The organism is Allonocardiopsis opalescens, assembly GCF_003002095.1.
Taxonomy (GTDB): domain Bacteria; phylum Actinomycetota; class Actinomycetes; order Streptosporangiales; family Streptosporangiaceae; genus Allonocardiopsis; species Allonocardiopsis opalescens.
Genome location: NZ_PVZC01000009.1, coordinates 368,325 through 392,681, shown reverse-complemented (window position 1 = coordinate 392,681; position 24,357 = coordinate 368,325). Strand labels below are relative to the sequence as shown.

The 24,357-nt window shown below is 74.3% G+C and carries 20 protein-coding genes and 1 rRNA gene; 15 read left to right on the top strand and 6 right to left on the bottom strand.

All coding sequences use genetic code 11. The annotated features are described in order from the left end of the window. The 7 genes from rrf to CLV72_RS27665 all read left to right on the top strand — a co-directional run. Positions 1-94 (top strand): 5S ribosomal RNA (gene rrf, locus CLV72_RS34025); the annotation flags it as partial. A gap of 294 nt (positions 95-388) precedes the next feature. Next, the gene (locus CLV72_RS27690) at positions 389-1,111 is read left to right on the top strand and encodes an SCO4651 family lipoprotein (RefSeq protein ID WP_146159591.1); all 723 of its coding nucleotides are present in this window, start codon (positions 389-391) and stop codon (positions 1,109-1,111) included. Between the two features lie 104 nt (positions 1,112-1,215). Beyond that, on the top strand, positions 1,216-2,502 hold the full coding sequence (locus CLV72_RS27685) for a M16 family metallopeptidase (protein ID WP_106252204.1): 1,287 nt from the start codon (positions 1,216-1,218) through the stop codon (positions 2,500-2,502). 11 nt (positions 2,503-2,513) lie between these two features. After that, a complete protein-coding gene (locus tag CLV72_RS27680; protein WP_106252201.1) occupies positions 2,514-3,857 on the top strand; it encodes a M16 family metallopeptidase in 1,344 nt (447 codons plus the stop codon). Positions 3,858-4,024: 167 nt separating this feature from the next. Further along, the gene (locus tag CLV72_RS27675) at positions 4,025-4,618 is read left to right on the top strand and encodes an RNA polymerase sigma factor (protein ID WP_106252199.1); all 594 of its coding nucleotides are present in this window, start codon (positions 4,025-4,027) and stop codon (positions 4,616-4,618) included. Between the two features lie 2 nt (positions 4,619-4,620). Then, positions 4,621-5,331, top strand: coding sequence for a hypothetical protein (locus tag CLV72_RS27670; protein WP_106252196.1), 711 nt, complete (start codon positions 4,621-4,623; stop codon positions 5,329-5,331). Between the two features lie 386 nt (positions 5,332-5,717). Then, positions 5,718-6,947, top strand: coding sequence for a serine/threonine-protein kinase (locus tag CLV72_RS27665; protein ID WP_245930477.1), 1,230 nt, complete (start codon positions 5,718-5,720; stop codon positions 6,945-6,947). Between the two features lie 21 nt (positions 6,948-6,968). On the opposite strand, the gene CLV72_RS27660 is transcribed toward CLV72_RS27665, so the two are convergent. The 3 genes from CLV72_RS27660 to treZ all read right to left on the bottom strand — a co-directional run bounded on the left by CLV72_RS27660 (position 6,969) and on the right by treZ (position 10,454). Continuing rightward, positions 6,969-7,337, bottom strand: coding sequence for a VOC family protein (locus CLV72_RS27660; RefSeq protein ID WP_106252191.1), 369 nt, complete (start codon positions 7,335-7,337; stop codon positions 6,969-6,971). Between the two features lie 233 nt (positions 7,338-7,570). After that, on the bottom strand, positions 7,571-8,629 hold the full coding sequence (locus CLV72_RS27655; protein ID WP_106252189.1) for an alpha/beta hydrolase: 1,059 nt from the start codon (positions 8,627-8,629) through the stop codon (positions 7,571-7,573). A 49-nt stretch (positions 8,630-8,678) separates the two neighbouring features. Next, positions 8,679-10,454, bottom strand: a complete 1,776-nt coding sequence (gene treZ / locus CLV72_RS27650; RefSeq protein ID WP_106252186.1) for a malto-oligosyltrehalose trehalohydrolase — start codon at positions 10,452-10,454, stop codon at positions 8,679-8,681. Positions 10,455-10,686: 232 nt separating this feature from the next. Between treZ and CLV72_RS27645 the strand changes: the two genes are divergently transcribed. Continuing rightward, positions 10,687-11,481 carry an SDR family NAD(P)-dependent oxidoreductase gene (locus CLV72_RS27645; RefSeq protein WP_106252183.1) on the top strand — a complete coding sequence of 265 codons (795 nt, stop codon included), beginning with the start codon at positions 10,687-10,689 and terminating at the stop codon, positions 11,479-11,481. A 203-nt stretch (positions 11,482-11,684) separates the two neighbouring features. Here CLV72_RS27645 and treY read toward each other — a convergent pair whose 3' ends face one another. Then, on the bottom strand, positions 11,685-14,063 hold the full coding sequence (gene treY / locus CLV72_RS27640) for a malto-oligosyltrehalose synthase (RefSeq protein WP_425428131.1): 2,379 nt from the start codon (positions 14,061-14,063) through the stop codon (positions 11,685-11,687). Between the two features lie 8 nt (positions 14,064-14,071). Continuing rightward, the gene (glgX, locus tag CLV72_RS27635) at positions 14,072-16,231 is read right to left on the bottom strand and encodes a glycogen debranching protein GlgX (protein ID WP_106252181.1); all 2,160 of its coding nucleotides are present in this window, start codon (positions 16,229-16,231) and stop codon (positions 14,072-14,074) included. Between the two features lie 309 nt (positions 16,232-16,540). On the opposite strand from glgX, the gene CLV72_RS27630 reads away from it, so the two are divergent. Further along, a complete protein-coding gene (locus tag CLV72_RS27630) occupies positions 16,541-17,065 on the top strand; it encodes a hypothetical protein (protein ID WP_146159590.1) in 525 nt (174 codons plus the stop codon). A gap of 61 nt (positions 17,066-17,126) precedes the next feature. Here the strand turns inward: CLV72_RS27630 and CLV72_RS27625 are convergent, their stop codons facing one another. After that, positions 17,127-17,957: an SDR family oxidoreductase gene (locus tag CLV72_RS27625; RefSeq protein WP_106252177.1), complete on the bottom strand. Its 831-nt coding sequence runs from the start codon at positions 17,955-17,957 to the stop codon at positions 17,127-17,129. A 70-nt stretch (positions 17,958-18,027) separates the two neighbouring features. On the opposite strand from CLV72_RS27625, the gene CLV72_RS27620 reads away from it, so the two are divergent. From CLV72_RS27620 to CLV72_RS27595, 6 genes are all read left to right on the top strand, one after another. Further along, positions 18,028-18,942 carry a LysR family transcriptional regulator gene (locus CLV72_RS27620; protein WP_106252175.1) on the top strand — a complete coding sequence of 305 codons (915 nt, stop codon included), beginning with the start codon at positions 18,028-18,030 and terminating at the stop codon, positions 18,940-18,942. A gap of 89 nt (positions 18,943-19,031) precedes the next feature. Then, on the top strand, positions 19,032-20,105 hold the full coding sequence (gene bioB, locus CLV72_RS27615) for a biotin synthase BioB (RefSeq protein ID WP_106252173.1): 1,074 nt from the start codon (positions 19,032-19,034) through the stop codon (positions 20,103-20,105). A gap of 76 nt (positions 20,106-20,181) precedes the next feature. Continuing rightward, positions 20,182-21,435: an FAD-dependent oxidoreductase gene (locus tag CLV72_RS27610; protein WP_170141137.1), complete on the top strand. Its 1,254-nt coding sequence runs from the start codon at positions 20,182-20,184 to the stop codon at positions 21,433-21,435. A 27-nt stretch (positions 21,436-21,462) separates the two neighbouring features. Beyond that, positions 21,463-22,575, top strand: a complete 1,113-nt coding sequence (locus CLV72_RS27605) for a cupin domain-containing protein (protein WP_106252168.1) — start codon at positions 21,463-21,465, stop codon at positions 22,573-22,575. Between the two features lie 58 nt (positions 22,576-22,633). After that, positions 22,634-23,503: a fumarylacetoacetate hydrolase family protein gene (locus CLV72_RS27600; protein ID WP_106252166.1), complete on the top strand. Its 870-nt coding sequence runs from the start codon at positions 22,634-22,636 to the stop codon at positions 23,501-23,503. Positions 23,504-23,555: 52 nt separating this feature from the next. Then, positions 23,556-24,347, top strand: coding sequence for an IclR family transcriptional regulator (locus CLV72_RS27595; RefSeq protein WP_106252164.1), 792 nt, complete (start codon positions 23,556-23,558; stop codon positions 24,345-24,347). Positions 24,348-24,357: the final 10 nt, after the last annotated feature.

Genomic DNA, 24,357 nt, shown 5'->3' with positions numbered 1-24,357 from the left:
ACACCCGGTCACGTTCCGATCCCGGTCAGTTAAGCCTGCCAGCGCCGATGGTACTGCCCCCGAAGGGGGGTGGGAGAGCAGGACACCGCCGAACAAACACACGGATAGGCCCCTTCGGGGGCCTATTTGTGTTTCCGGGGCCGTGTTGTCGATCGCCCGCGCGGGGATGAAGACGAGCATGACGCGCGGTCTGCTCCTTCCCCTGGCGGCCGCGGGCGTGCTGCTGGCGGCCGGATGCGTCCAGTCGCCGGTGGGCCCGACCCCGACTCCGACCCCCCCGACTCCGGCGCCGTCCGCCGCGCCGAGCGGGAGCGGTACGGCGGCGGGCGCGCCGGCCGGTGAACAGGCCGGTGGCGCCCCCGGGACCGGGCCGACGTCCGCGGCGCCGGTGCTGCCGGACGGGACGCCGACCAGCCCGCCGCAGCTGGTGGCGGCGATGGAGTCGGCGGCGGTGGCGCGGGGCAGCGCCCGCTTCGACATGTCGGGCAGCCTCGGCGGGGCCGGGCTGGCGTCGGTGACGGGCGGGTACGTCTTCCACTCCGCCGAGGAGATCGACTTCACCACCACGGTGGAGTTCCGCGACGGCGGCACCACCCGTACGGCGCGGGCCGTCGGCCTTGGGAACGCCGTCTACCTGCGCCCGCCCACGCGGGACGGGATGCCGCCCGGTACGGAGTGGATCAGGCGGGCCCGGTCAGACTGGGAGGATCCGCCTGAGGTGACGCCGGTGTACAACGAGGCGATCCGCTCCATCAACGGCATCCGCGACTGGAGCATGATCGCCGCGGCCGCCGAGCTGGTGCCGGTGGGCACGCGGACGGTGGACGGGGAGCGCACCACCGGCTACCGGGCCCGGTTCGAGGTGCTGGCGGCGATGCGCACCGAGGGCGTGGTGGGGGCGAGCTTCCGGGTGCTCCAGGACCTCTACGCGCAGGGGGCCCGGACGGTGGGCTTCATCGTCTGGGTCGACGGCGGCTACCTACCGCGATCGGTGCTCGTCAGCGTCCCGACCGACGAGGGACGGCTGATGGCGGAGCTGAACTTCCACGGCTGGGGCGAGCCGGTGGCCCCGGAGGCGCCGCCGGACGAGCTGGTCTGGCGGCGTTCGTGACTGGTAGTGAAGGCTCGGGCTAGGCCGTAGGCTCGGGACGATGGCGTACCTCAATGAACCCCGAAGGAACGGTGGAGAAGCGGTGATCGACCAGTGAGCTGCCGGTGAGCACGAGTACAGTCGACCAGTTCACACTGGCCAATGGATTGCGCCTGGTCACGGCGCCGGCGGCGACCGGCCAGGTGGCGGCGGTGAACCTCTGGTACGGGGTCGGCTCGCGGCATGAGCGGGCCGGCCGCACCGGCTTCGCGCACCTCTTCGAGCACCTGATGTTCCAGGGCTCGGCGAACGTGCCCAAGGGCGGGCACTTCGAGGCGATCGAGCGGCTGGGCGGCGACCTCAACGCGACCACCTCGACCGACCGCACCAACTACTACGAGACCGTGCCCGAGCACGGCCTCGACCTCGCGCTGTGGCTGGAGGCCGACCGGCTCGGCACCCTGCGCGAGGGCGTCACCCAGGACGTGCTGGACAACCAGCGCGACGTGGTGAAGAACGAGCGGCGGGAGCGCTACGACAACCAGCCCTACGGCACGGCGGTGGAGCGGCTGTTCGCCAACGCGTACCCGGCCGGGCACCCCTACCACCACTCCGTGATCGGCTCCATGGCCGACCTGGACGCCGCCACTCTCGACGATGTCCTCGACTTCCACCGGCAGCACTACGGGCCGGACAACGCGGTGCTGACCGTGGTCAGCTCGCTGGAGCCGGAGGACGTCCGCGACCGGGTCGAGCGCTTCTTCGGCGGGCTGGCGGCGCGCACGGAGCTGCCGGAGATCCCGGACCCGTCGATCGCGCCGCGGCGCGACGGCGAGGTGCGCGAGACGGTGGTCGAGCCCTGCCCGGCGCCGGGCGTCTTCCTGGCCTACCGGGTGGGCGAGCTGGGCTCGCGCGAGTACGACGTCTCCGACGTGCTGGGCGCCGTGCTCGGCCGGGGCCAGGGCAGCCGGCTGTACCGCAGGCTGGTGGTGGAGCGCGGCCTGGCCGTCGACACCGGCGGTTACGGCAACATCATGAACTTCTCCTTCCGGCACACCTCGTCGCTGCTGGTGGTGAACATGCTGGCCCGCGACGGCGTCTCCGGCGACACGCTGGAGAAGGCGATCCTGGACGAGCTGGCGGCCGCGGCCGACGGCGTCACCGAGGAGGAGGTGGAGCGCGCTCGGGCGGTGCTGGAGCGCGACCACCTCCAGTCGTTGGCCTCGCCCGGCGGCCTGGCCGACGCGCTCAGCAGTTCGGCGCAGATGTTCGACGACCCCCGCGCGATGCTCGACTGGCCGGAGCGCTGGGCGAGCATCGGCCCTGAGGACGTCGCGGCGCTGGCGGCCGACGCGCTGGCCCCGTCCAACCGCCTGGCCCTTCGATTCGAGCCCGAGGAGGTGGCCGCGTGACCCGGCCAGTCATGGCGTCCCGGCCGGTCCTGGGACCGCCGGAGCCCTACACCTTCCCCGCCGTGCGGCGCAGTTCGGTGGGGGCCGGCGACGTGATCGCCGTCGACCTGCCCGGCCAGGCCTTCGCCTCGGTCCGGCTGGTGCACCCGGCCGGTGCCTTCACCGAGTCCGAGGACCAGTACGGCGTGGCGATGCTCACCGGCGACGCGCTGGAGGACGGCCAGGAGGGCAATGGCTCGCTGGCGCCGGCGCTGGAGCGGCACGGCGCGGAGTGGGAGTCCTGGGTCGGCTGGGACAGCTTCGTCACCGGCGTCGACGTGCCGGTGAACCGGATCGTGGACGCCACCCGGCTGCTGGCCGACGCGCTGCGCAGCCCGGCCTTCCGCTCCGACGACATCGTGCGGCGGCGCGACCAGATCCGCGAGGCCTTCGTGCTGGAGTGCTCGGTGCCGTCGTCGCTGGCGGCGCGGGCGGTGGGCTCGCAGCTGTTCGCGGGGCGCTACGCGGTGCCGGCCAATGGCGGGCCCAAGCGGCTGGACGCGGTCGACCCGGAGATGGTGGTCGACTTCCACCGCCGCCAGCTGGCGAACGTGGCGGGCACCCTGATCGTGGTCGGCGACCTCGGCAAGGTCGACGTCGAGGGGCTGGCCCGCTCGGTCTTCGGCGACACGGTGCGGGCGCAGCCGCCCAGCCCGGCGCCGGTGCGCGGCGCCGAGGGGGCGCAGCCGCGGATCGTGGTGCTGGACCGGCCGGGCTCGGTGCAGTCGGCGCTGGTGCTGGCGCACCGGGCGCCGTCGCGGGCCGAGGCCGACCTGCCGGCCGCCTACGGTGTGGGCGACGTGATCGGCGGCATGTTCGGCTCGCGGCTCAACCTGCTGCTGCGCGAGGAGAAGGGCTACACCTACGGGGCGGGGGCGCGCTTCGACCTGCGCCGCAACGGCGGCCAGTTCACCGCCAGCTGCCAGGTGGAGACCCGGCACACCGCGGACGCCGTCGCCTCCTCGGTGGCCGAGATCGTGCGGCTGCGCGAGGGCGGCGTCACCGACGACGAGCTGGCCACGGTGCGCGAGTCGCGCACGGTGGGGCTGCCGGTGAACTACTCCAAGGTGTGGTCGGTGGCGAACGTGCTGATCGACATCGAGGTGCAGGGCCTGCCCGACGACCACATCGACCGGCTGCGGGCCGGCTTCGACGCGCTCACCGCGGAGAAGATGCTCGACGGCGCGCGTGAGTACCTGCGCCCGGACGAGCTGGTCGCGGTGGTGGTCGGCGATGCCGAGCAGGTGGCGGGGCCGCTGGCGGAGATCGGCCTTGGACCGGTCAGCCAGGTGGACCCCGACGCCCTCTGGTCCTAGCGGCCTGACCGCGGCGCCTGTGCGCGGCGGTGCGGGGAGCCCCGGGGGCGCGCTGACGGCGCGCCGCCGGGGCTCCGCCGTGTCCGGGGCCGCTTCCGTGTAACGCCCGGGCCCGCCGCGACCAAGTACGGGTGAAGGAACGGACGTCGGGTGTAGGGAGTTGGCAGGTGTCCCATCCAGGAGCCGGAGGCGAGGTCGCGCTGATCGGGCGCGACCCCGATGCCTTCGAGGCGTTCTACCGGGCGAATGTGGCGGCGGTGCAGCGGTTCGTGGCGCGGCGGGTGGACGACCCGCACCGTGCGGCCGACCTGACCGCCGACGTGTTCGTCGCCGTGATCGAGTCGGCGCACACGTACCGGCCGGGCAGGGGCGGGCCGGTGGGCTGGCTGTACGGGGTGGCGCGCAATGTGGTGGCGGCCGACCGCCGCCGCTCGGCGAAGGAGGACCGCACCGCGCGGCAGGTGGCGGGGCGCCGGCTGGTGGACGAGGACGACCTCGCGGGGCTGGTGGACCGGATCGACGCGCAGGCTGAGGCGCGCCGGGCCTACCGCGCGATGGACGGGCTGTCCGAGGGCGAGCGCGCCGTGCTGGAGCTGGTGGCTCTGGACGGGCTGAGCGCCGGCCAGGCGGCGCGGGTGCTGGGGATCGGGGCCGTCGCGGCCCGGGTCCGGCTGCACCGCGCCCGCAGGGTGGTCCAGGACCGGCTCTCCCGGCTCGGCGTTTCCGAGGTCGCAGCAGTCCCACTACGTGCGGAGGCTTGATCATGCAGACGGGGAACGGTTCGAGGGAACCGCTGGGCGGGTTCGAGGAGCGGCTGCTCGGTGAGCTGCGCGGGGTCGTCGCGGCCCGCGCCGAGGCGGCGGCGGAGCCGGCGGCGAGCGGCCGCCGCTTCGGGTTCGGCTTCCGGCCGCGGCTCGCCCTGGTGGGCGGTGCGGCGGTGGCCACGGTGGGGCTGACGGCGGGCGCCTTCGCGCTCGGCGGCCTCGGCGCGGCGCCGGCCTACGCCGTGGAGCCGCAGCCGGACGGGTCGATCACGGTGGAGGTGGCCGAGCCCACCGATGCCGAAGGGCTGGAGCGGGCGCTGGCCGAGCACGGTGTGCGCGCCGAGGTGGACCACCTGCCGGCCGGGATGGTCTGCCAGGAGGGCCGGTTCGAGCCGGCGCCGCCGCCCGGCGACGGCGCCGGGCCCGTCGCCCTGGGCATGGAGACCGGCTCGGACGGGAGCCGCTTCACCATCACCGAGGGGATGCTGCGGCCCGGGGAGACCCTGGTGCTGACCAGCCGGGTCTTCGACGGCGGCGGCTGGGGGCTGAGCATGGCGATCGCCCAGGGCGAGGTGGCGCCGTGCGATCCGCGGGAGGGCGAGGCGGAGGAGGGCGAGTTGCCGGCGCCGGTGGCGCCCGGTGAGTCGGGCACTGGTGCCGGCGGCTCGGAGTCCGTTGTCGAGCGGGGCACCGAGTCGGTGGGCGAGTAGCGGACGGAGGGGGCCGGGCCGGCCCCTCCGGTTCCGGCGGGCCGGGGCGGCGGCAGGGCCGTCCCGGCCCGCGGTGTGTCCGCGGGTAGGGGCCGATGGGCCCGCTACCTGCGGCCCGGTACCGATCCGTGATCATTTCGTGCGTTCATGGTCACTTACTCGGGTGATGGCGCGGTGTGGCAAGTAGTATGGGTGACCGTTTCCGGACGTGCCGCCGCGGTGAGGCGGCGGCGGGTTGCGGATCCAAGGCCATAAGCTGCTATAACCATCGTGACCTGACCAAACGCGCAGAGCGGCTGCAGAGAAGCAGCGGCTCCGCACCAGCCCAGACTCCGGATCCAGCCCCCGCCGCCTGTCGTTCGCCGAAACATATGACGTTGAACTCCGTGCCTGTTTTCGACGAGCCCGAGCCCGCTCCGCCGTCCGCGGCAGGCGCCGACGAGCGCGCCGCGGAGGCCACCGGCGACCAGGGCCGCCTGCTCGCATCGCGCTACCGGCTGCGCAGCCGGCTCGGCGGTGGCGGCGCCGGCACCGTGTGGCGTGCCACCGACGAACTGCTCCGCCGCGATGTCGCGGTCAAGGAGCTGAAGCTGCCGCCGGAGCTGTCGGAGTCCGATCGGGCGCTGATGTGCGCGCGGGCCACCCGCGAGGCGCGGGCCGCCGGTCGGCTGACCCACCCCAATGTCGTCACCGTGCTGGACGTGGTGAACGCCGACGGGCGGCCGTGGATCGTGATGGAGCTGCTGCCGGCCCGCTCGCTGGCCGAGATCGTCAAGCAGGACGGCCCGCTGCCGTACGCGCGGGTGGCGGAGATCGGCCTCCAGCTGGTCAGCGCGCTGCGCGCCGCGCACACCTCCGGGATCGTGCACCGCGACGTCAAGCCGGGCAATGTGCTGATCGGCGAGGACGGCCGCGCGGTGCTGACCGATTTCGGGCTGGCCACCCTGGAGGGCGATCCGTCGATCACCCAGTCGGGGATGATCCTGGGCTCGCCCGCCTACATCGCGCCGGAGCGGGTCAAGTCCGACCAGGTCGACAAGCAGTCCGACCTCTGGTCGCTGGGGGCGACCCTGTACACGGCGGTGTCGGGCCGCCCGCCCTACGACCGCAAGGGCTATATCGCGATCCTGCAGGCGGCGGTGATGAAGGCACCGGAGCCGCTGGAGGAGGCGGGCCCGCTGCAGCCGGTGCTGGACGGGCTGCTCCGCCAGGAGCCCGAGCAGCGGCTCACCGCCGAGATGACCACCCAGCTGCTGTCCACCGTGGTGCTCGGCATCCCGCAGCCCGACCCGGGCCGGGGCGCCCGCGGGCAGCGGGGCGGCCGCCGCCGCGCCGCGCCCCGGCCCACACTGGCGCAGCGCGCCGGGGTGCTGCCCTCGGGCGCGCACGCGCGCACCTCCGCGCCGCGCCCGGGTCAGCGGCGGGCCGGGTCGAACGGTTCGGCGCGGCTGCTGCGGCTGGACGAGCTGATCAACGGCTCGGCCACGGTGAGCGTGTTCGACGGCGTGGGCGAGACCCGCACCATCTCGCTGCGCGCGGCGCTGGCCCTCGGCTCGGTCACCGTGATCGTGTCCATGGTGATCGGCGCCGTCATCGCGCTGCTCAGTTCCGGATGACCTGCAATAGCGGCAGGAGGCTCAGCTCTTCACGCAGATGCAGAAGGGCTGCCCGGCCGGATCGGTGAGGACACGCCAGGTCTCGCCGGGCTGGAAGTCCGGGCGGCCGGCGCCGGCCGCGACGCAGCGGCGTTCGGCCTCGTCGAGGTCGTCGACGTAGAGGTCGAGGTGGTAGCGCTTGGCCGCGCCGGTGTCGGGCCAGGCCGGCGGCCGGTAGCCCTCGACGCGGCCGAAGCCGATCGAGGTGGTGCCGTCGCTGACCATGGCGTACTCGTCCTGGCTGTGGGTGATCTCCCAGCCCAGCACCTCGTGGTAGAACGCGGCCTGGCGGGCCGGGTCGGCGCAGTCGAGGCTGACCATGGCGAGTGTGGCGGTCGGGGTGGCGGTCATCGTGGTGGTGCCTCTCTCCTTCTGGTGTACCGGCCGGTCAGCGCGGATTTCGCCGACCGGCACCGCCATGGTGTCGGGAGAGGCTGCCATCTTCTGTCAGGTATGAGAGAAGCCGCAATCATGCAGAGCGCCGTGGTGAGTGATCGGCCATGTTCGGCGCGCGCCGGTGTCTGGACTGACGGAGGCGCATCGCGACGGAGTCGCGATGCGCCGGAGGAGGGAAGACAGCGGGTCTAAGCGCGCCGAACCCGCCGCGCCGGAGGTGCGGCAAAGGAGCAGAGCCAGCTGATGGCCGGGGCGTAGCGGTACTCGATGGCGGTGTGGGTGGCGTCGAAGAGTTCGAAGCGGACGCGTTCGTCGGGCACGCCCGCGGCGGCGACGGCCTCGCGGAAGGCGGTGGCGCCCAGGTCCAGGTACCACTGGTCGCGGGTGCCGGCGTCGATCCAGATGGCGCGCATGGTGCGCAGCGCCTGCGCGTAGGGCTCGCGCTCGGCCATCCGCACCGGGTCCAGGGCCAGCCAGCGCTCCCACACCTCGGGCACGATGCGGCCGTTGCCGTCGAAGGGCAGCCGGACCCGGCCGTCGGGCTCGGCTGAGTAGGCGGCGGCGTAGCCGTACATCTCGACCAGCTTGGCGTCGGTCTCCTTGGTGCCGAACAGGCGGCCGCTCAGGTCGGCGCGGAAGGCGTCGTAGTCGCCGCCGTAGTGGTCGCGCAGCATCCGGGCGACGGAGGGGAAGTCGGGGGCGTAGCACGCCTCGAACAGGGCGTCGCCCGCGTGGGTGGCCAGCGCGCCGAACAGGTCGGGGCGGAGCATGGCGGTGACCATGGCGCCGTAGCCGCCGCTGGACTTGCCGGCGATGGCGCGGTGGTCGCGGTCGGGCAGGGTGCGGTAGCGGGCGTCGACCCAGGCGACGATCTCGTCGCACAGGTAGGAGTGGTAGTCGCCGGTGCCCGGGGAGTCCAGGTACTGGCTGCCGCCGACGGAGGTCCAGGCGTCGACGTAGACCAGGACGGCGGGCGGCGCCTCGCCGCGGGCGAAGACGCCGTCGGCCAGTTCGGGGAAGGGCTGGCGGAACGGGGTGCGGTTGGCCCACATGGCGACGTGGCCGGTGAAGCCCTGGATGACGTAGACGGCCGGGTAGCGCCGATCGGCCTCGCGCTCGTAGCCGGGCGGGGTGTAGACCCAGACCGGGCGCTCGTGCGGGTCGCCGAGCGGGTTGCCGCGCAGCCGCTCGCTGACGATCACGTGCTGGTCGAGGCGGCCGGCCAGCTCGGCGGACCAGGGCAGCATGGAGGGCTCCAGGTGTCGTAGGGGCCGCCCCGGCCGGGGCGGAGGGGGCTCAGCGGGTCAGGTCGACGACCGCGAAGGACTCGGGCGGGAGCCGCAGCCCGCCTTCGGCGGCCTCGACGCCCCACGGGGCGAGCGGTACGGCGGCGACGGGGCGGTCCAGCGGCACGAGCAGCGGCTCGGCGGAGAGGTTGCAGGCCAGCCGGAGCGGCCCCCGGTGCAGGACCAGCCACCGGCAGCCGGGGTCGGCGTCGACGGCGAACCGGTCCAGGCGGGGATCGGCCAGCTCGGGGCGGGCCCGGCGCAGCGCGATCAGCGCCCGGTAGGTGTCGAGCACCTCGCGGTGCGGGGGCTCGTCCCGCTCGGCCCAGCGCAGGGTGCTGCGGCGGACGGTCTCGGGGTCCATCGGTTCGGGCACCTCGGCGTCGCCCCAGCCGTGCCGGCCGAACTCGCGGCGGCGCCCCTCGCGGACGGACCTGGCCAGCTCCGGGTCGGGGAAGGAGGCGAAGAACTGCCAGGGGGTGCTCGCCGCCCACTCTTCGCCCATGAACAGCATCGGCGTGTAGGGCGAGCAGAGCACGATCGCGGCGCCGCAGCAGGCGAGCCGGGGGGAGACCGTGCCGGTGATGCGGTCGCCGCGGGCCCGGTTGCCGATCTGGTCGTGGTTCTGCAGGTAGCCGAGGAAGCGGTGGCCGGGCACCGTGCGGGTGTCCACAGGCGCGCCGTGGGTCCGGCCGCGGAAGGACGACCAGGTGCCGGCGTGGAAGAAGGCGCGCCGCAGCGTGGCGGGCAGGGCCCGCGGCACGGCGAAGTCGGCGTAGTAGCCCTGGCTCTCGCCGGTGAGCCGGGCGTGCAGGCTGTGGTGGAGGTCGTCGGACCACTGGGCGGCCATCCCCAGGCCGCCGGCTTCCAGCGGGGCGACGGTGCGCGGGTCGTTGCGGTCGGACTCGGCGATCAGGGTGAGCGGACGGCCGAGCCCGGCGGACAGCGCGGCGACCTCGGCGGACAGCTCGGCCAGCAGGTGGGTGGCGCGCTGGTCGTGCAGGGCGTGCACGGCGTCCAGCCGCAGCCCGTCGAGGTGGAGGTCGCGCAGCCAGCCGAGCGCGTTGTCGATGACGTAGCGGCGCACCTCGTCGGAGCCGGGGCCGTCCAGGTTGAGGGAGGGGCCCCAGGCGGTCTCGCCGGCGAAGTAGGGGCCGAAGCGGTTGAGGTAGGCGCCGGAGGGGCCGAGGTGGTTGTAGACCACGTCGAGCAGCACGCCCAGGCCGCGCGTGTGGCAGGCGTCCACGAAGCGGTGGAAGCCCTCGGGTCCGCCGTAGGGCTCGTGCACCGCGCCCCACAGCACGCCGTCGTAGCCCCAGCCGGCGGTGCCGTCGAAGGCGTTGACCGGCATCACCTCGACCAGGTCGACGCCGAGGTCCACCAGGTGGTCGAGCCGGTCCACGGCGGCGTCGAAGGTCCCCTCGGGGGTGAAGGTGCCGATGTGCAGCTCGTAGACGACGGAGCCGGGGAGCGCACGGCCGCGCCAGCCGGCGTCGTGCCAGGTCCACGCGGCCGGGTCGACGCGGCGGGAGGGGCCGTGCACGCCGTGGGGCTGGTGGCGGGAGCGGGGGTCGGGCAGCGGGACCGGGTCGTCGTCCAGCAGGAAGGCGTAGTCGGTGCCGGTTCCGCTGCCGGGCACCTCGGCGTGCCACCAGCCGCCGGTGCCGGGCTCCATCGGGTGGTCGGTGGTGTCGGTGCCCGGAGCGCCGACGCGCAGCCGCACCCGGGAGGCGTCGGGCGCCCACACCGCGAAAGTGCTCGCGGAGGGCTCGGGTTCGCTGCTCACCGCATCACCATCCGTTCTTTCCGGCCGCGCCTTCGGCGCGGCGGTTCGGCGCGCTCAGACCCGCTGTCTTCCCTCCTCCGGCGCATCACGACTTCGTCGCGATGCGCCTCCGTCAGTCCAGACACCGGCGCGCGCCGAACGTGGTCGATCCTTCACTTCGGCGTCGGGTATGGGCCACCGCCGTGTCCGACCGCCGCCAGCGCCGCGCCGCGGGCGCGGCCAGCATGGAGGCATGACAGAGACGACGACGGCGGAGTCGGCCGGGCGGCCGGACTCCGCGACGAAGGTTCCGCCCCTGTACGGCAGGGCCGCCCTGGTGACGGGCGGCAGCCGGGGCATCGGGGCGGCGGTGGCGGTCCGGCTGGCCGAGGCCGGCGCGGACGTGGCGGTCACCTACCGCGAGGGCGCCGAGGCGGCCGGGCGGGTGGCCAAGGAGGTGGAGTCCTACGGCCGGCGGGCGCTGGCGGTGCGGGCTGACGCGGCGGACCCGCAGGCGGTCGCGGCGGCGGTGGACCACGTGGCGGCCGCCTTCGGTCGGCTGGACGTGCTGGTCAACAATGCGGGGATGGGGCTGATCGCTCCCCTGGACCAGGTGCTGACGGCCGACGTTGAGCGGATGCTGGCGGTCAACGTGCACGCGCCCTTCGCCGCCTCGCGGGCGGCAGCCCGCCACCTGGGCGTGGGCGGCCGGATCGTGACCATCGGCAGCTGCCTGGCCGACCGGGTCGCCTTCCCCGGCGCGACCCTGTACGCGCTGAGCAAGACCGCCATGGTGGGGATGACGAAGGGGCTGGCCAGGGAGCTGGGGCCGCTCGGCGTCACCGCCAACGTGGTCCACCCGGGGCCGATCGACACCGATATGAACCCGGCCGACGGGCCCGGCGCCGAGTTCCAGCGCGGCCTGACCGTGATGGGGCGCTACGGGACCCCCGACGACGTCGCCGCCACCGTGGTGCACCTGGCGGGCCCCGGCGGCCGGTACATCACCGGGGCCGCGATCGCGGTGGACGGCGGTCTCGCGGTGTAGTTTCCGCCGCGCCGAGCGCGGCTGTTCGGCGCGCCTCGCGCTCGTCGCCAGGGGTCCGGGGTGTCCCCGGGGAAGAGCCGCCCTCCCCGCCGGTCGCTGCGCTTCCTCCTCGTCCGTCCAGGCGCGAGCGCGCCCCTCACGGATCACCGGGCCACCGCACGGACGCAGGGGGGCGCGTCCCGGGCCGCCACCGATCGCCTTCGTCACGCGCCGTCCCGGACCAGGAGGGCGACGGGGTAGCGGTCGAGCAGTTCGGCGAGGAGCGCGACGGGCGGCCGCGGGACGCCGGGGCCGGGGGGAGCGGCGGGCCGGCCGGTGAGGACGTCGGTCCAGCCGCCCGGCGGCAGCGGGAGCACGGTGCCGCGCCAGCCGCCGGAGGCGGCCAGTCCGACGGGCAGCCGGGTGGCCACCGCCACCACCCCCGGCTCGCGGCCGCGGGCGAAGGCGACGGCGTGCCGGGCGGCGGGGCCGTCGGCGGGCAGCGGCAGGTAGCCGGTGAACAGGCCGGGCCGCTCGCGCCGCAGCCGCAGGACGTGCCGGACCAGGTGCAGCTTCGCGGCGCCGGTGGCGTCCAGTTCGGGCACCAGGCCGGCGTCGAGCCGGTCGAGCAGTTCGCGGCGCAGCGCGTAGTCGACGGGGCGCCGGTTGTCGGGGTCGACCAGGGAGTGGTCCCACAGCTCGGTGCCCTGGTAGACGTCGGGCACCCCGGGCCCGGCGAGCTGGAGCAGCTTCTGGCCGAGCGCGTTGGACCAGCCGGGCGGGGTGATCCGCTCGACCAGCACCTCGATCTCGCCGACGAGTTCGGCGTCGCCGAGCACCCGCTCGGGCCAGGCGGCGACCTCTTCCTCGAAGGCGGTGTCGGGCTCGATCCAGGAGGTGGCGAGCTTGGCCTCCTTGGCGGCCTTGAGCAGGTAGCCGCGCAGCCGGTCGGCGTCGATGGGCCAGGCGCCCAGCAGGGTCTGCCAGGCGAGCAGGTCCAGGGAGGGTTCGGGCAGTCCGGTCCGCCGCGACCAGCGGCCGATGGCGCCGGCGGCCTCGTCGGCGAGTTCGGTGAGCACCGCGAGCCGGGCGCGCACGTCCTCGGAGCGCTTGGTGTCGTGGGTGGACAGCGCGGTCATGGTGGCGGGGGCGGCGGCTTCGCGGGCGGCGCTGGTGCGGTGGAACTCGGCGGGGTCGTCGAGGCCGAAGCGGGCGGGGTCGCCGCCGACCTCGTTGAGGGCGACGAAGGCGTTCAGCCGGTAGAAGGCGGTGTCCTCGACGCCCTTGGCCATCACCATGCCCGAGGTCTGCTGGATGCGCTCGGCGAGCTCGCCCAGGGGGTCGGCGCGCAGCAGGGCGGCGAGCTGGTCGAAGGCGTCGGCGAGGTCGGGGTGGCGGATGCGGGCGGTGCGCAGCGCCTCGGTGAGCGGCGCGGCGCGGCCGTCGGCCAGGTAGGAGCGGTAGACGGGGAAGCAGGCCAGCAGCACGGCGACCGCCCGCTCGGCGCGGTCGGACTGCACGGCGGGCGGCACCAGCCGGGCGATGCGGCGCACCTCGGCGCAGAGCACGGTGGTGGCGGCCAGCAGCCGCGCCTCGTACTCCTCCCGCTCGGGGTCGGTGGGGACGCCGTGCCGGCGGGCGAGCGCGGTGAGGGGGTCGCGCCCGGCGGGGTCGACGAAGACGGCGCCGATGTCGCGCAGCGCGTCGTAGCCGGTGGTGCCGTGCACGGGCCAGGTGGCGGGCAGCTCCTCGCCGGGGCCGAGGATCTTCTCCACCACGATCCACTGGCCGGGGGCGGCGGCGCGCAGCATGCGGGTGTAGCCGCCGGGGTCGGTGAGGCCGTCGGGGTGGTCCACCCGCAGCCCGTCGACCTCGCCGGCCTCCACCCAGCGCAGGATCTCGGTGTGGGCGGCGGCGAAGACCTCGGGGTCCTCCACCCGCACGGCGGCCAGGGTGGTGATGTCGAAGAAGCGGCGGTAGTTCAGCTCGGTGTTGCCGCGCCGCCAGGACACCAGCCGGTAGTGCTGGCGCTCGTGCGCCGCGCGCACGGCGTCGGGCGAGGTGGAGCCGTCGGCCGGAGCGGTGCCCGGGGCGAGCGGGAAGCGGTGGTCGTAGTAGGCGAGGCGGTCGCCGTCCAGCCGCAGTTCGGCGAGGGCGGCCGCGCCGCCGTCGCCGTCGTCGCCGAGCACCGGCACCAGCAGCGGGCCGCGGTCCCAGTCGATGTCGAAGTAGTGGGCGAAGGGCGATCCGGCGCCCAGCCGCAGCACGTCCCACCACCAGGGGTTGGCGGCGGGGACGGCGACGGACATGTGGTTGGGGACGATGTCGACCACCAGCCGCATCCCGGCGCCGCGCAGCCGCTTGACCAGGGCGCGGCGCGCGGCGTCGCCGCCGAGACCGTCGCAGGTGCGGCCGGTGTCGACCACGTCGTAGCCGTGGGTGGAGCCGGGCGCGGCGGCCAGCAGCGGCGAGGTGTAGACGGCGTCCACGCCCAGCCGCTCCAGGTAGTCGACCACCTCGGCGGCGTCGTCGAGGCCGAAGCCCGAGCGCAGCTGCAAGCGGTAGGTGGAGGCGGGGACGCCGCCGCTCACGCCGCCGCTCACGCCGCCGTTCACTGGGGCTCCCCGGTGCGCTGGAGCACGATGAGGGAGCGGGCCGGCAGGGTGAGGGTGCCCTTGGCCTTGACGGTGCGGGCCGGGGCGGCGGCGGCCGCCGCGGCGGCCGCGCCGGTGCCGGCGGAGACCTCGCCGGTGGCGGTGTCGAGGACCACCGCCCACTCGGTGCCGTAGCCGGGTTCTGGCATGGTGGCCTCGATGTCCTGGTAGTGCGCGTTGAAACACAGCAGGAAGGAGTCGTCGCGCACCCGCTCGCCGCGGGCGTCCAGGTCGTTGATCTCGTCGCCGTTGAGGAAGACCACCACGCAGCGGCCGAAGCCGGAGTCCCAGTCGCGCTCGGTCATCTCCTCGGCGGCGGGCGTGAACCAGGCGATGTCGCGCAGCTCGGTGCCCTTGCGGACCGGGCGGCCGACGAAGAAGCGGCGCCGCCGGAAGACGGGGTGGCTGCGGCGCAGCTCGGTGACGGCGCCGGTGAAGGCCATCAGGTCGGCATTGCGCTCCAGCAGCGACCAGTCCATCCACGACAGCTCGGTGTCCTGGCAGTAGGCGTTGTTGTTGCCCTGCTGGGTGCGGCCGATCTCGTCGCCGTGCAGCAGCATCGGCACGCCCTGGGAGAGCAGCAGGGTGGCCAGCAGGTTCCTGCGCTGGCGGGCGCGCAGCCGGTTCACCTCCTCGTCGTCGGTCGGGCCCTCGACACCGCAGTTCCAGGAGCGGTTGTCGTCGGCGCCGTCGCGGTTGCCCTCGCCGTTGGCCTCGTTGTGCTTGTCGTTGTAGGAGACGAGGTCGTTGAGGGTGAAGCCGTCGTGGGCGGTGACGAAGTTGATTGAGGCGAAGGGGCGGCGGCCGTCGTCCTGGTAGAGGTCGGAGGAGCCGGTGATGCGGGAGGCGAACTCGCCGAGGGTGGAGGGCTCGCCGCGCCAGAAGTCGCGGACGGTGTCGCGGTACTTGCCGTTCCACTCCGTCCACAGGGCGGGGAAGTTGCCGACCTGGTAGCCGCCGGGGCCGACGTCCCAGGGCTCGGCGATCAGCTTGACCTGGCAGATGACGGGGTCCTGCTGGACCAGGTCGAAGAAGGCGCTCAGCCGGTCGACGTCGTAGAACTCGCGGGCGAGGGTGGCGGCGAGGTCGAAGCGGAAGCCGTCGACGTGCATCTCGGTGACCCAGTAGCGCAGCGAGTCCATGATGAGCTGGAGGGTGTGCGGGCTGCGCGCGTTCAGCGAGTTGCCGGTGCCGGTGTAGTCCATGTAGTAGCGCGGGTCGTCGTCGACCAGCCGGTAGTACTGCTGGTTGTCGATGCCGCGCAGGCTGAGGGTGGGGCCGAGGTGGTTGCCCTCGGCGGTGTGGTTGTAGACCACGTCCAGGATGACCTCGATGCCGGCGGCGTGCAGCTCCTTGACCATGGCCTTGAACTCCGGCACCTGGTTGCCGGGGGCGCCCATCGCGGCGTAGCGGTCGTGCGGGGCGAAGAAGCCGATGGTGTTGTAGCCCCAGTAGTTGCGCAGGCCCTTCTTGGCGAGGGTGTGGTCGGTGAGGAAGTGGTGCACCGGCATCAGCTCGACCGCCGTCACCCCCAGCCGCTTGAGGTGCTCCACGACGGCCGGGTGCGCCAGCCCGGCGTAGGTGCCGCGCAGTTCGGCGGGCACGTCGGGGTGGCGCAGGGTGAGGCCGCGCACGTGCGCCTCGTAGATGACCGTCTCGTTGTAGGGGGTGTTGGGCGAGCGGTCGTTGGCCCAGTCGAAGAAGGGGTTGATCACCACGGACTTGGGGACGTGCGCGGCGGAGTCGTCCTGGTTGCGCTGGTCCTCGGCGCCGAAGCGGTAGCTGTAGACGGACGGGTCCCAGTCGACGCCGCCGTCGATGGCCTTGGCGTAGGGGTCGATCAGCAGCTTGCTGGGATCGCAGCGCTGCCCTCTGGCGGGGTTGTAGGGCCCGTGGACCCGGTAGCCGTAGCGCTGGCCGGGGGCGACGCCGGGAAGGTAGCCGTGGTGCACGCCGCCGTCGACCTCCGCCAGCACGCAGCTGTCGGTCTGCCGGCCGGCGTCGTCGAACAGGCACAGCTCGACCCGGTCGGCCATCTCCGAGTAGAGGGCGAAGTTGGTGCCGGTGCCGTCGTAGCTGGCGCCCAGGGGGTAGAAGGATCCGGGCCAGGGCCGCATGAGGCTCCTCGTCGGTCGCTCGGCCGGTGGTTCGACCGTGGGGGAGTGCAATGCTTCAAAACTAGGCAACCGGGCACCCCCAAGAAAGCACCGAGCCGCTTCCTTCGCCGCCGTGTTCCCTTATCCCGCGGTGTTCGTGCGCCGCAGTCCTGGTGGCGCGGCGGCGGCGCGGAGCGGCGGTGACGCAAGCCTCTCCCGCAACCGTCTGGACACCCCGACTTCACGGAGTTTCCATTGTTGATGGCGCCCGCGACGGGTGGAGGGACCCGCCGGCGGCCATGTGCCTGTGCGCCTGGAGGTGGGGTACCGATGACAGCGTTGACCGATGTCGAGCGGCTTACCGAGCAGATCCAGCAGACCGAGTCCAACCTCCGCCGATTGCGTTCGCGGCTGCGCACCGCGATCATCACCGCCGACGCCAGCGGCTACGACGGCGCCGTGATCGCCCGCACCGCGGCCCCCACCCTGCCCGCCGCCGAGGTGTACCGGATCCTGGGCACCGCCGACCTGCTGGCCGAGGCGCAGCGGGCCCTGGCCGGCTACCGCGAGCTGCTCCGCTTCGACCAGCACCACGCGCGGGTGAGCGTCCGGCTGAGCTGGAGCCTGTTCGACGAGCCCGGCCCCCGTCCCGAGCCGCTGTCGTGCGACTACCGCGAGTACACCGGGCGGCTGCGCCGCATCACGGTGGCGGCCGGCGTGGTCGCCTCGCTCGGCCTGCACGACATCGTCTGCGAGTCCGGCGGCTACCAGAACCCGGTGGACTGCCTGGTCGACGGCGGCGAGCTGCGGCTGTCGCTGCACACGGCCCCGGCCGGGCCGCGGGCCGCCCGGTGATGCCGCGGCCCGGCCGGGAACCGTCCCCGGCCGGGCCGCGAGCCCGCTCACGCCGTGCCGGTCACCACGGCACCTCCGCCCCCGAGCCGATGCGCTCCCCGAAGGACGACGACGCCACCGAGGTGCCCTCGGGGCTGCGGTCACCGACGAAACGGCCGGTGGGGCCGCCGGGGGGCAGCGCGGCCAGCTCCGCCGGCACCGCGGCGCCCTGCTCGGCGCTGAGCACGCCGCGGTGGCCGTTGAGGTCGGTGGCGCAGTAGCCCGGGTTGGCCGCGTTGACCATGATCCCGTCGCCGCGCAGCTCGTTGGCGTAGATGAGGGTGATGGAGTTGAGCGCCGCCTTGGCGGAGTTGTACACCAGCAGCCGCCGGCCGGCGACCAGGTGGCCGGGGTCGGCGGCCAGGGTGAGGGAGCCCAGTTCGCTGCTCATGTTGACCACCCGCGCCGCCTGGGCGGCCCGCAGCAGCGGCAGCATGGCGTTGGTGACGGTGACGGCGCCGAAGACGTTCGTCTCGAAGCCGCGGCGCAGCAGGTCCAGGCCGACCTCGGTGGGGGGCGTGCCGCCCTCGGGGTTGATGCCCGCGTTGTTGACGAGCGCGTCCAGGCGCCCGTGCGCGCGGCCGATCAGCTCGGCCGCGGCGGCGGCGGTCTGCGGGTCGGTGACGTCCAGCCGGACGAAGCGCACGTCGCGGGCCGGCGCCTCGGCGCTGAGCTCGGCCGCCGCCTTGGTGCCGCGCTCGGTGTCGCGCGCCCCCAGGTAGACGGTCATGCCCAGGTCGGCCAGCCGGCCCGCGATCTGGCGGCCGATCCCCTTGTTGGCGCCGGTGACGAGCGCGATCTGGCCGCGGTGGGAGTCGGTGGCGGGCGTGGCCCGCACTGTCGGTTCGGTCATGCCGCCACTCCACCAGCGGGGCCCGCCGGCACGGAAATACCGTTTGGGCCCGGATTTAGACTCGGTGGATATGAGCGGTGTGGAGCTGCGGGAACTCCGCTATTTCGTCGCGGTCGCCGAGGAGCTGCACTTCGGCCGGGCGGCCGAGCGGCTGGGGATCGCGCAGCCGCCGCTGTCGCAGGCGGTGCGGCGGCTGGAGGCGCGGCTGGGTGTGCGGCTGCTGGAGCGCAGCACCCGGCGGGTGGCGCTGACCCGCGCGGGCGGCGTGCTGCTGGACCAGGCGCGGGTGGCGCTGGAGGCGGCCGACGCGGCGGTGGCCCGCACCGTCAGGGCCGGGGCGCGTCCGGGCGGCCTGGTGGTCACCTCCAAGGGCGACGCCGCGCTGCTGACCGCGATCACGGACGCCTACCGGGCCCGGGGCGGTTCGGTGGAGGTGGTGGTGAGCGGCTGGGGCGAGCAGACCCGGATGCTGCTCGGCGGCACCGCCGACGCCGCGCTGGTGCACCTGCCGTTCCCGCGCCGGGGCCTGGACTTCCAGCCGCTGGTGGAGGAGCCGAGGGTCGCGGTGCTGCCGTCGGGGCACCGGCTGGCGGGGTGCGAGGTGCTGCGGCTGGCCGACCTGTCCGGGGAGCCGTTCCCGTACTGGAGCGGGTCCGACGCCGCGTCGGCGGCCTACTGGTCGGGGCGCGACCGCCCGGCGGGCCCGGGCGGCCCGCTGCCGCCCGCGCCGCCGGGCCCGCCGGTGGACGACTCCGCGCAGCTGCTGGAGGTGGTGGCGCTGGGCCAGGCGGTCGCGCTGCTGCCGGAGTCCGACGTGGCCGGGTACGCGCGTCCGGACGTGGTCAGCCGCCCGGTGGCGGACGCCAGCCCGAGTGTGGTGGGGCTGGCGTGGCCGGAGGCGTCGCGCTCGCGGGAGCTGGCCGCCTTCGTCGCGGCGGCCTGCGCGGTGGTCGAGGGCGAGCCCGTGGCGGCGCCGCCGGGCTGAGCCGTGCACGGCGGCGACAAGGGCGGGCGGGCCGGTGTTGTCGGCGGCGCGCCTATCCCCGTTCGACGCCGCCGGGGGAGACTGGCGGCATGGTCGACACCCTGGACCGGCTGGATCAGCTGGTGGACAAGTCCCTGCGCCGTGAAGCCCCCACCCGGGAGGAGGCGCTGGCGCTGCTGCGCCCCGACGACTTCGACGTGTTCGACGTGGTCGCGGCGGCCTTCCGGGTCCGGCGGCACTTCTTCGGCCGCCGGGTGAAGCTGAACACCCTCATCAACCTCAAGAGCGGGCTGTGCCCCGAGGACTGCTCGTACTGCTCGCAGCGGCTGGGCTCGGGCTCCGACATCCTGAAGTACTCCTGGATCAGCCCGGCCGAGGCGGCGGCGACGGCCGGCCAGGCGGTGCGGGCGGGCGCCAAGCGGGTCTGCCTGGTGGCCAGCGGGCGCGGGCCCGGCGAGCGCGACATCCGCCGGGTCGGCGAGACGATCGGGGCGATCAAGGGCGAGCATCCCGAGGTGGAGGTCTGCGTCTGCCTGGGGCTGCTGACCGAGGGGCAGGCCGAGCGGCTGCGCGAGGCCGGGGCGCACGCCTACAACCACAACCTCAACACCAGTGCGGAGCGCTACGCCGACATCTGCTCCACCCACACCTTCGCCGACCGGGTGGACACGGTGCGGCGGGCGGCGGCGGGCGGGCTGTCGCCGTGCTCGGGCGCGATCGTGGGCATGGGCGAGTCCGACGACGACATCGTCGACATGGCCTTCGCGCTGCGCGAGCTGGACCCGGACTCCGTGCCGGTGAACTTCCTGATCCCGATGGAGGGCACCCCGCTGGCCGGCACCTGGGAGCTCACCCCGGAGCGCTGCCTGCGCGTGCTGGCGCTGTTCCGCTTCTGCTTCCCCGATGTGGAGGTGCGGCTGTCGGGCGGCCGGGAGATCCACCTGCGCTCCCTCCAGCCGCTGGCGCTGCACCTGGCCAACTCCGTCTTCCTCGGCGACTACCTCACCAGCGAGGGGCAGCCGGGCGCCGACGACCGGCAGATGATCGCCGATGCCGGGTTCACGGTGGAGGGCGCGGCCGAGCGCACCCTGCCGCAGGCCCGGCACGACCTGGTCGCGGTGCGCCGCCGCGGCGCCGGAACGGAGCTGCCGCCCAACACCTGACCGGTATTTCTTCGACATAGCAGAAGTATCTTCAACGTCCTTTTCGTTTTGCGGAACGTATGGGACGTTAAGGGGCATGACAGCACACGCGCACGCCCGCGCGGAGCAGCCGGTCGTCGTCGCGGGCGCCGGGCCGGTGGGGATGGTCGCGGCGGCGAGCCTGGCCCAGGCCGGGATCCCCGTCGCGGTGGTCGAGACCGACCCGGTGCCCAGGACCGACTGGCGGGCCTCCACCTTCCACGCCGCCACCCTCGAACTGCTCGACGAGCTCGGCGTGGCCGGGCGGATGCACGCCGAGGGCCTGGTCGTGCCCGTGTACCACTTCAGGGACCGCCGGGCCGGGCTGGTCGCCGCCTTCGACTTCGGCCTGCTGGCCGACGAGACGCCCTATCCGTACCGGCTCCAGCTCAACCAGCAGCACCTGGTCCGGATGCTGCACGAGCGGCTGGCCGCCGACCCCCTGGTCGAACTGCGCTTCGGCACCACCGTCACCGGGGTGCGCGCGGACGCCGGCGGCGTCGCGGTCACCGTCCGCGACGCCGGCGGCGAGCACGAGCTGCGCGGCAGCCACCTGGTGGGGGCCGACGGCCCGGGCAGCACCGTGCGCCGCTGCCTGGGGGTGGACTTCACCGGCTACACCTACCCGCAGCGCTTCCTGATCGCCAGCACCAGCGTCGACCTGCGCTCGCTGCTGCCCGGCATCGCCGACGTCAACTACATCGCCGACCCCGACGAGTGGCTCTTCCTGCTGCGCACGCCGGAGTCGTGGCGGGCGGTGTGGCCGGTGCGGCCCGAAACGAGCCGCGAGCAGGCGACCGCCCCCGACACCCTCCAGGCGCAGATGCAGGGCCTGGCGCCGCTGCCCGGCGGCTACCCGATCGTGGACCACCAGATCTACAAGGTGCACCAGCGGGTGGCCGAGCGCTTCCGCGCCGGGCCGGTCGCCCTGGTCGGCGACGCCGCCCACATCAACAGCCCGATGGGCGGGGTCGGTCTCAACAGCGGCATCCACGACGCCGTCGACCTCACCCGCCGGCTGGCCAGGATCCGCGCCGGCGAGGCCGACGAGGAGGCCGAACTCGACGCCTTCGCCCGGATCCGCCACCAGATCGCGGTGGAGTACGTCCAGGCCGACACCCAGCGCAACACCGAGCGGCTGATGGAGGCCGACGACGCCCGCCGCAAGGCGTCGCACGACGAGATGCGCGCCATCGCCGCCGATCCCGACCGGGCCCGCCGCTACATGCGCCGCGCCTCGCTGCTGGAGAGCGTCCGCCGCTTCGGGGTGGGCCTGCCGCCCGGCGAAGTGCCGCGCGCCGCCGCCGTCTGACCGCCGCACCGCCACCAGGAGGCCGACATGTCCGTGCACCCGCCCGCCGACACCGCCGCCGAGCCCGAACTGGACGCGCTCTACCGCGACCTGGACGCCGCCGGGCTGCGCCCGCTGTGGACGATCACCGAGCAGCTGCTCACCCCCGAGCCCCGGCCCCGCGCGGTGCCGTGGCTGTGGCGCGGCGCCACCATGCGCCCGCTCGCCGAGCGGGCGATCCGGCTGGTGCCGGTGGAGCGCGGCGGCGAGCGCCGCGTGCTGTCCCTGGCCAATCCCGGCCTGGGCGGCCGCCCCTACGCGGCCGGCACCCTGTGGGGCGCCCTGCAGTGCCTGGGCCCGCGCGAGTCCGCGCCCGCCCACCGCCACACCCCCGGCGCGATCCGCTTCGTGCTGGCGGGCCGGGGGGTGTGGACCACCGTGGACGGCGACGCCTGCGACATGGGGCCCGGCGACCTCGTGCTCACCCCAGCCAAGGCCTGGCACGACCACAGCAACGGCGGCGACTCCGACATGTTCTGGTTCGACGGCCTGGACCTGCCGATGATCGAGGCGCTGGACGGCATCTTCTTCGAGCAGCACCCCGAGCTGAACCAGCCGGTGCGCGGCGAGCACAACCGCTCGGAGGCGGCGCACGCCGGGGTCCCGGCCGAGCGCCGGATGGCCGACGGCGCGGTGCGCTCCGCGCTCGACCCCGAGCCGTCCCCGCTGCTGGTGTACCGCTGGGCCGACACCGACGCCCGGCTGACCCGGCTGGCCGAGGCCGAGGCGGCCGGCGGCGGCATGGTGAGCGCGGAGTTCACCAATCCGCGCTCGGGCGCCAGCGTGCTGCCCACCCTGGCCTGCACCGCGCACCGGCTGGTCCCCGGCGCCGCCTCGCCGCCGGTGCGGCGCAGCGGCAACACCGTGTACGTGGTCTTCCGCGGCTCCGGCAGCAGCGTGATCGCGGGCCGGCGCTTCGACTGGACCAGCGGCGACATGTTCGTGGTGCCGTCCTGGGCCGCCGCCGAGCACCGCGCCGAGGGCGGCCAGGCCGACCTCTTCAGCCTCAGCGACACCCCGGTGCTGCGCGCGCTGGGCATCTACCGAGAGGAGACGCTGGCGGTGCCCCAGGAGGTCACCGGCGTCTTCGAACCGGCCTGACCCTCCCCCCACCCGACCGGCCGACCAGGCCCGATCCGCCCCCGGAAAGGCTCACCCGATGAAGCTGGCCCTGTTCGACGACCACCGGCTCGGCGTCGTCGTGGACGGCACCGCGCTCGTCGACGTCACCTCGGCGCTGCCGTGGCCGCACGATCCCGACCCCGTCACCGCCGGGTGGTGGCGGCGGCTCTGCCGCGACCGCGCCGGGGTCTGCGACGCGCTGGCCCGGGCCGCCGCCGAGGGCACCCGCGTCCCGCTGGAGCGGGTGCGGCTGCGCGCTCCGGCGCTGAACCCGAGCAAGATCGTCGCGACGGCGTCCAACTACGCCGACCACGTCGCCGAGATGCACGGCGTGCAGGAGCGCACCCTGGGCCGGGTGGAGGCGTGGATGATGCGCTTCGACGTCTTCCTCAAGGCCCCCAGTTCGCTGTCCGGGCCGGCCGAGGACATCAGGCTCCCGGCCGACGTGGTCGAGGCCGGCCACGAGGTGCACCACGAGTCCGAGCTGGTCGTGGTGGTCGGCACCGGCGGCAGGGACATCCCCGAGTCCGACGCGCTCGACCACGTGATGGGCTACACCATGGGCCTGGACATCACCGTGCGCGCCGACGCCGACCGCTCCCGGCGCAAGAGCTACGACACCTTCAGCCCGCTCGGCCCCTGGATCACCACCGCCGACGAGATCGGCGACCCCTCCGGCCTGGAGATCCGCTTGGACGTCAACGGCGAGCCGCGCCAGGACGTGCGCACCCGCGACATGATCACCAAGGTGCCGGCGATCGTCAGCTACGCCTCGCGGATGATGACCCTGGTGCCCGGCGACCTGATCTTCACCGGGGCGCCGCCCGGGGTCGGCCCGATCCGGCCCGGCGACCGGTTGGCGGCGTCGATCAGCGGAATCGGCGAGATGCGCTTGGGCGTGCGCTGACAGTGGCGGCCATATTGCTCTAAGTGAAAAAACTCTGCGATAAAGTTCTTTCATGTCGAACCCGAGACCCGGCTCACCTGCACCCCGAGGCACGTCGAGCTCGGTGGACAACGCGCTGCGGCTGCTCGAACTGATCGGAGAGCGCCACGCCCTGCGGGTCTCGGAGGCGGCGTCACTGCTGAGCGTGGCGCCGTCCACCGCCCACCGGCTGCTCAACGCGCTGCGCAGCCGCGGCTTCGTCATCCAGGACAAGCCCAACGGCGCCTACCGCCCCGGCCCGGTCCTCAACGAGATCGGCCTGGCCGCCATCGGCCGCATCGACATCCGCCGGGTCGCCCACCCCATCCTGGAGGAGCTGCGCGAGCAGACCCAGGAGACCGTCAGCCTGTCGGTGCTCGAAGGGCGCAACGTCCGCTTCGTCGACTGCGTCGAGGGGCCGCGCGCCGTGCGGGTCGGCAACCGCACCGGCGTGGTGCTGCCCGCCCACTGCACCGCGGCGGGCAAGGCCATCCTGGCCGCGCTGCCAGAGCCCGAGCTGGCCCGCCGCTACGCCGACCGCGAGCTGACCGCCCGCACGGAGGCGTCCATCGCGGTCTGGGACGACCTGGAGGCGGAGCTGGTGCAGATCCGCCGCGACGGCTACGCCGTCAACGTCGAGGAGGGCGAGAACGGCATCAGCGCGGTCTCGGCGGTGCTGCGCGACCTCACCGACGCCCCGCTCGCCTCCATCGCCGTGGTCATCCCGGCCAGCCGGATGCCCACCCGCGCCGACGGCGCCGAACTCGCCCCCGCCGTGCTGCGCGCCCGCGACGCCGTGCTGGAGTTGCTGCGCGCGCAGGTGTGAGCAAGCCCGG

What these genes read in the sequence shown, in the direction of transcription:
- CLV72_RS27605 (WP_106252168.1), top strand. Translation starts at nt 21,463, where the DNA reads ATGTCCGTGCACCCGCCCGCCGACACCGCCGCCGAGCCCGAACTGGAC.
- CLV72_RS27595 (WP_106252164.1), top strand. Translation starts at nt 23,556, where the DNA reads ATGTCGAACCCGAGACCCGGCTCACCTGCACCCCGAGGCACGTCGAGC.
- CLV72_RS27655 (WP_106252189.1), bottom strand. Translation starts at nt 8,629, where the DNA reads ATGCTGCCCTGGTCCGCCGAGCTGGCCGGCCGCCTCGACCAGCACGTG.
- CLV72_RS27620 (WP_106252175.1), top strand. Translation starts at nt 18,028, where the DNA reads ATGAGCGGTGTGGAGCTGCGGGAACTCCGCTATTTCGTCGCGGTCGCC.
- CLV72_RS27625 (WP_106252177.1), bottom strand. Translation starts at nt 17,957, where the DNA reads ATGACCGAACCGACAGTGCGGGCCACGCCCGCCACCGACTCCCACCGC.
- bioB (WP_106252173.1), top strand. Translation starts at nt 19,032, where the DNA reads ATGGTCGACACCCTGGACCGGCTGGATCAGCTGGTGGACAAGTCCCTG.
- glgX (WP_106252181.1), bottom strand. Translation starts at nt 16,231, where the DNA reads ATGCGGCCCTGGCCCGGATCCTTCTACCCCCTGGGCGCCAGCTACGAC.
- CLV72_RS27630 (WP_146159590.1), top strand. Translation starts at nt 16,541, where the DNA reads ATGACAGCGTTGACCGATGTCGAGCGGCTTACCGAGCAGATCCAGCAG.
- CLV72_RS27610 (WP_170141137.1), top strand. Translation starts at nt 20,182, where the DNA reads ATGACAGCACACGCGCACGCCCGCGCGGAGCAGCCGGTCGTCGTCGCG.
- CLV72_RS27670 (WP_106252196.1), top strand. Translation starts at nt 4,621, where the DNA reads ATGCAGACGGGGAACGGTTCGAGGGAACCGCTGGGCGGGTTCGAGGAG.
- CLV72_RS27660 (WP_106252191.1), bottom strand. Translation starts at nt 7,337, where the DNA reads ATGACCGCCACCCCGACCGCCACACTCGCCATGGTCAGCCTCGACTGC.
- CLV72_RS27680 (WP_106252201.1), top strand. Translation starts at nt 2,514, where the DNA reads ATGGCGTCCCGGCCGGTCCTGGGACCGCCGGAGCCCTACACCTTCCCC.
- CLV72_RS27600 (WP_106252166.1), top strand. Translation starts at nt 22,634, where the DNA reads ATGAAGCTGGCCCTGTTCGACGACCACCGGCTCGGCGTCGTCGTGGAC.
- CLV72_RS27645 (WP_106252183.1), top strand. Translation starts at nt 10,687, where the DNA reads ATGACAGAGACGACGACGGCGGAGTCGGCCGGGCGGCCGGACTCCGCG.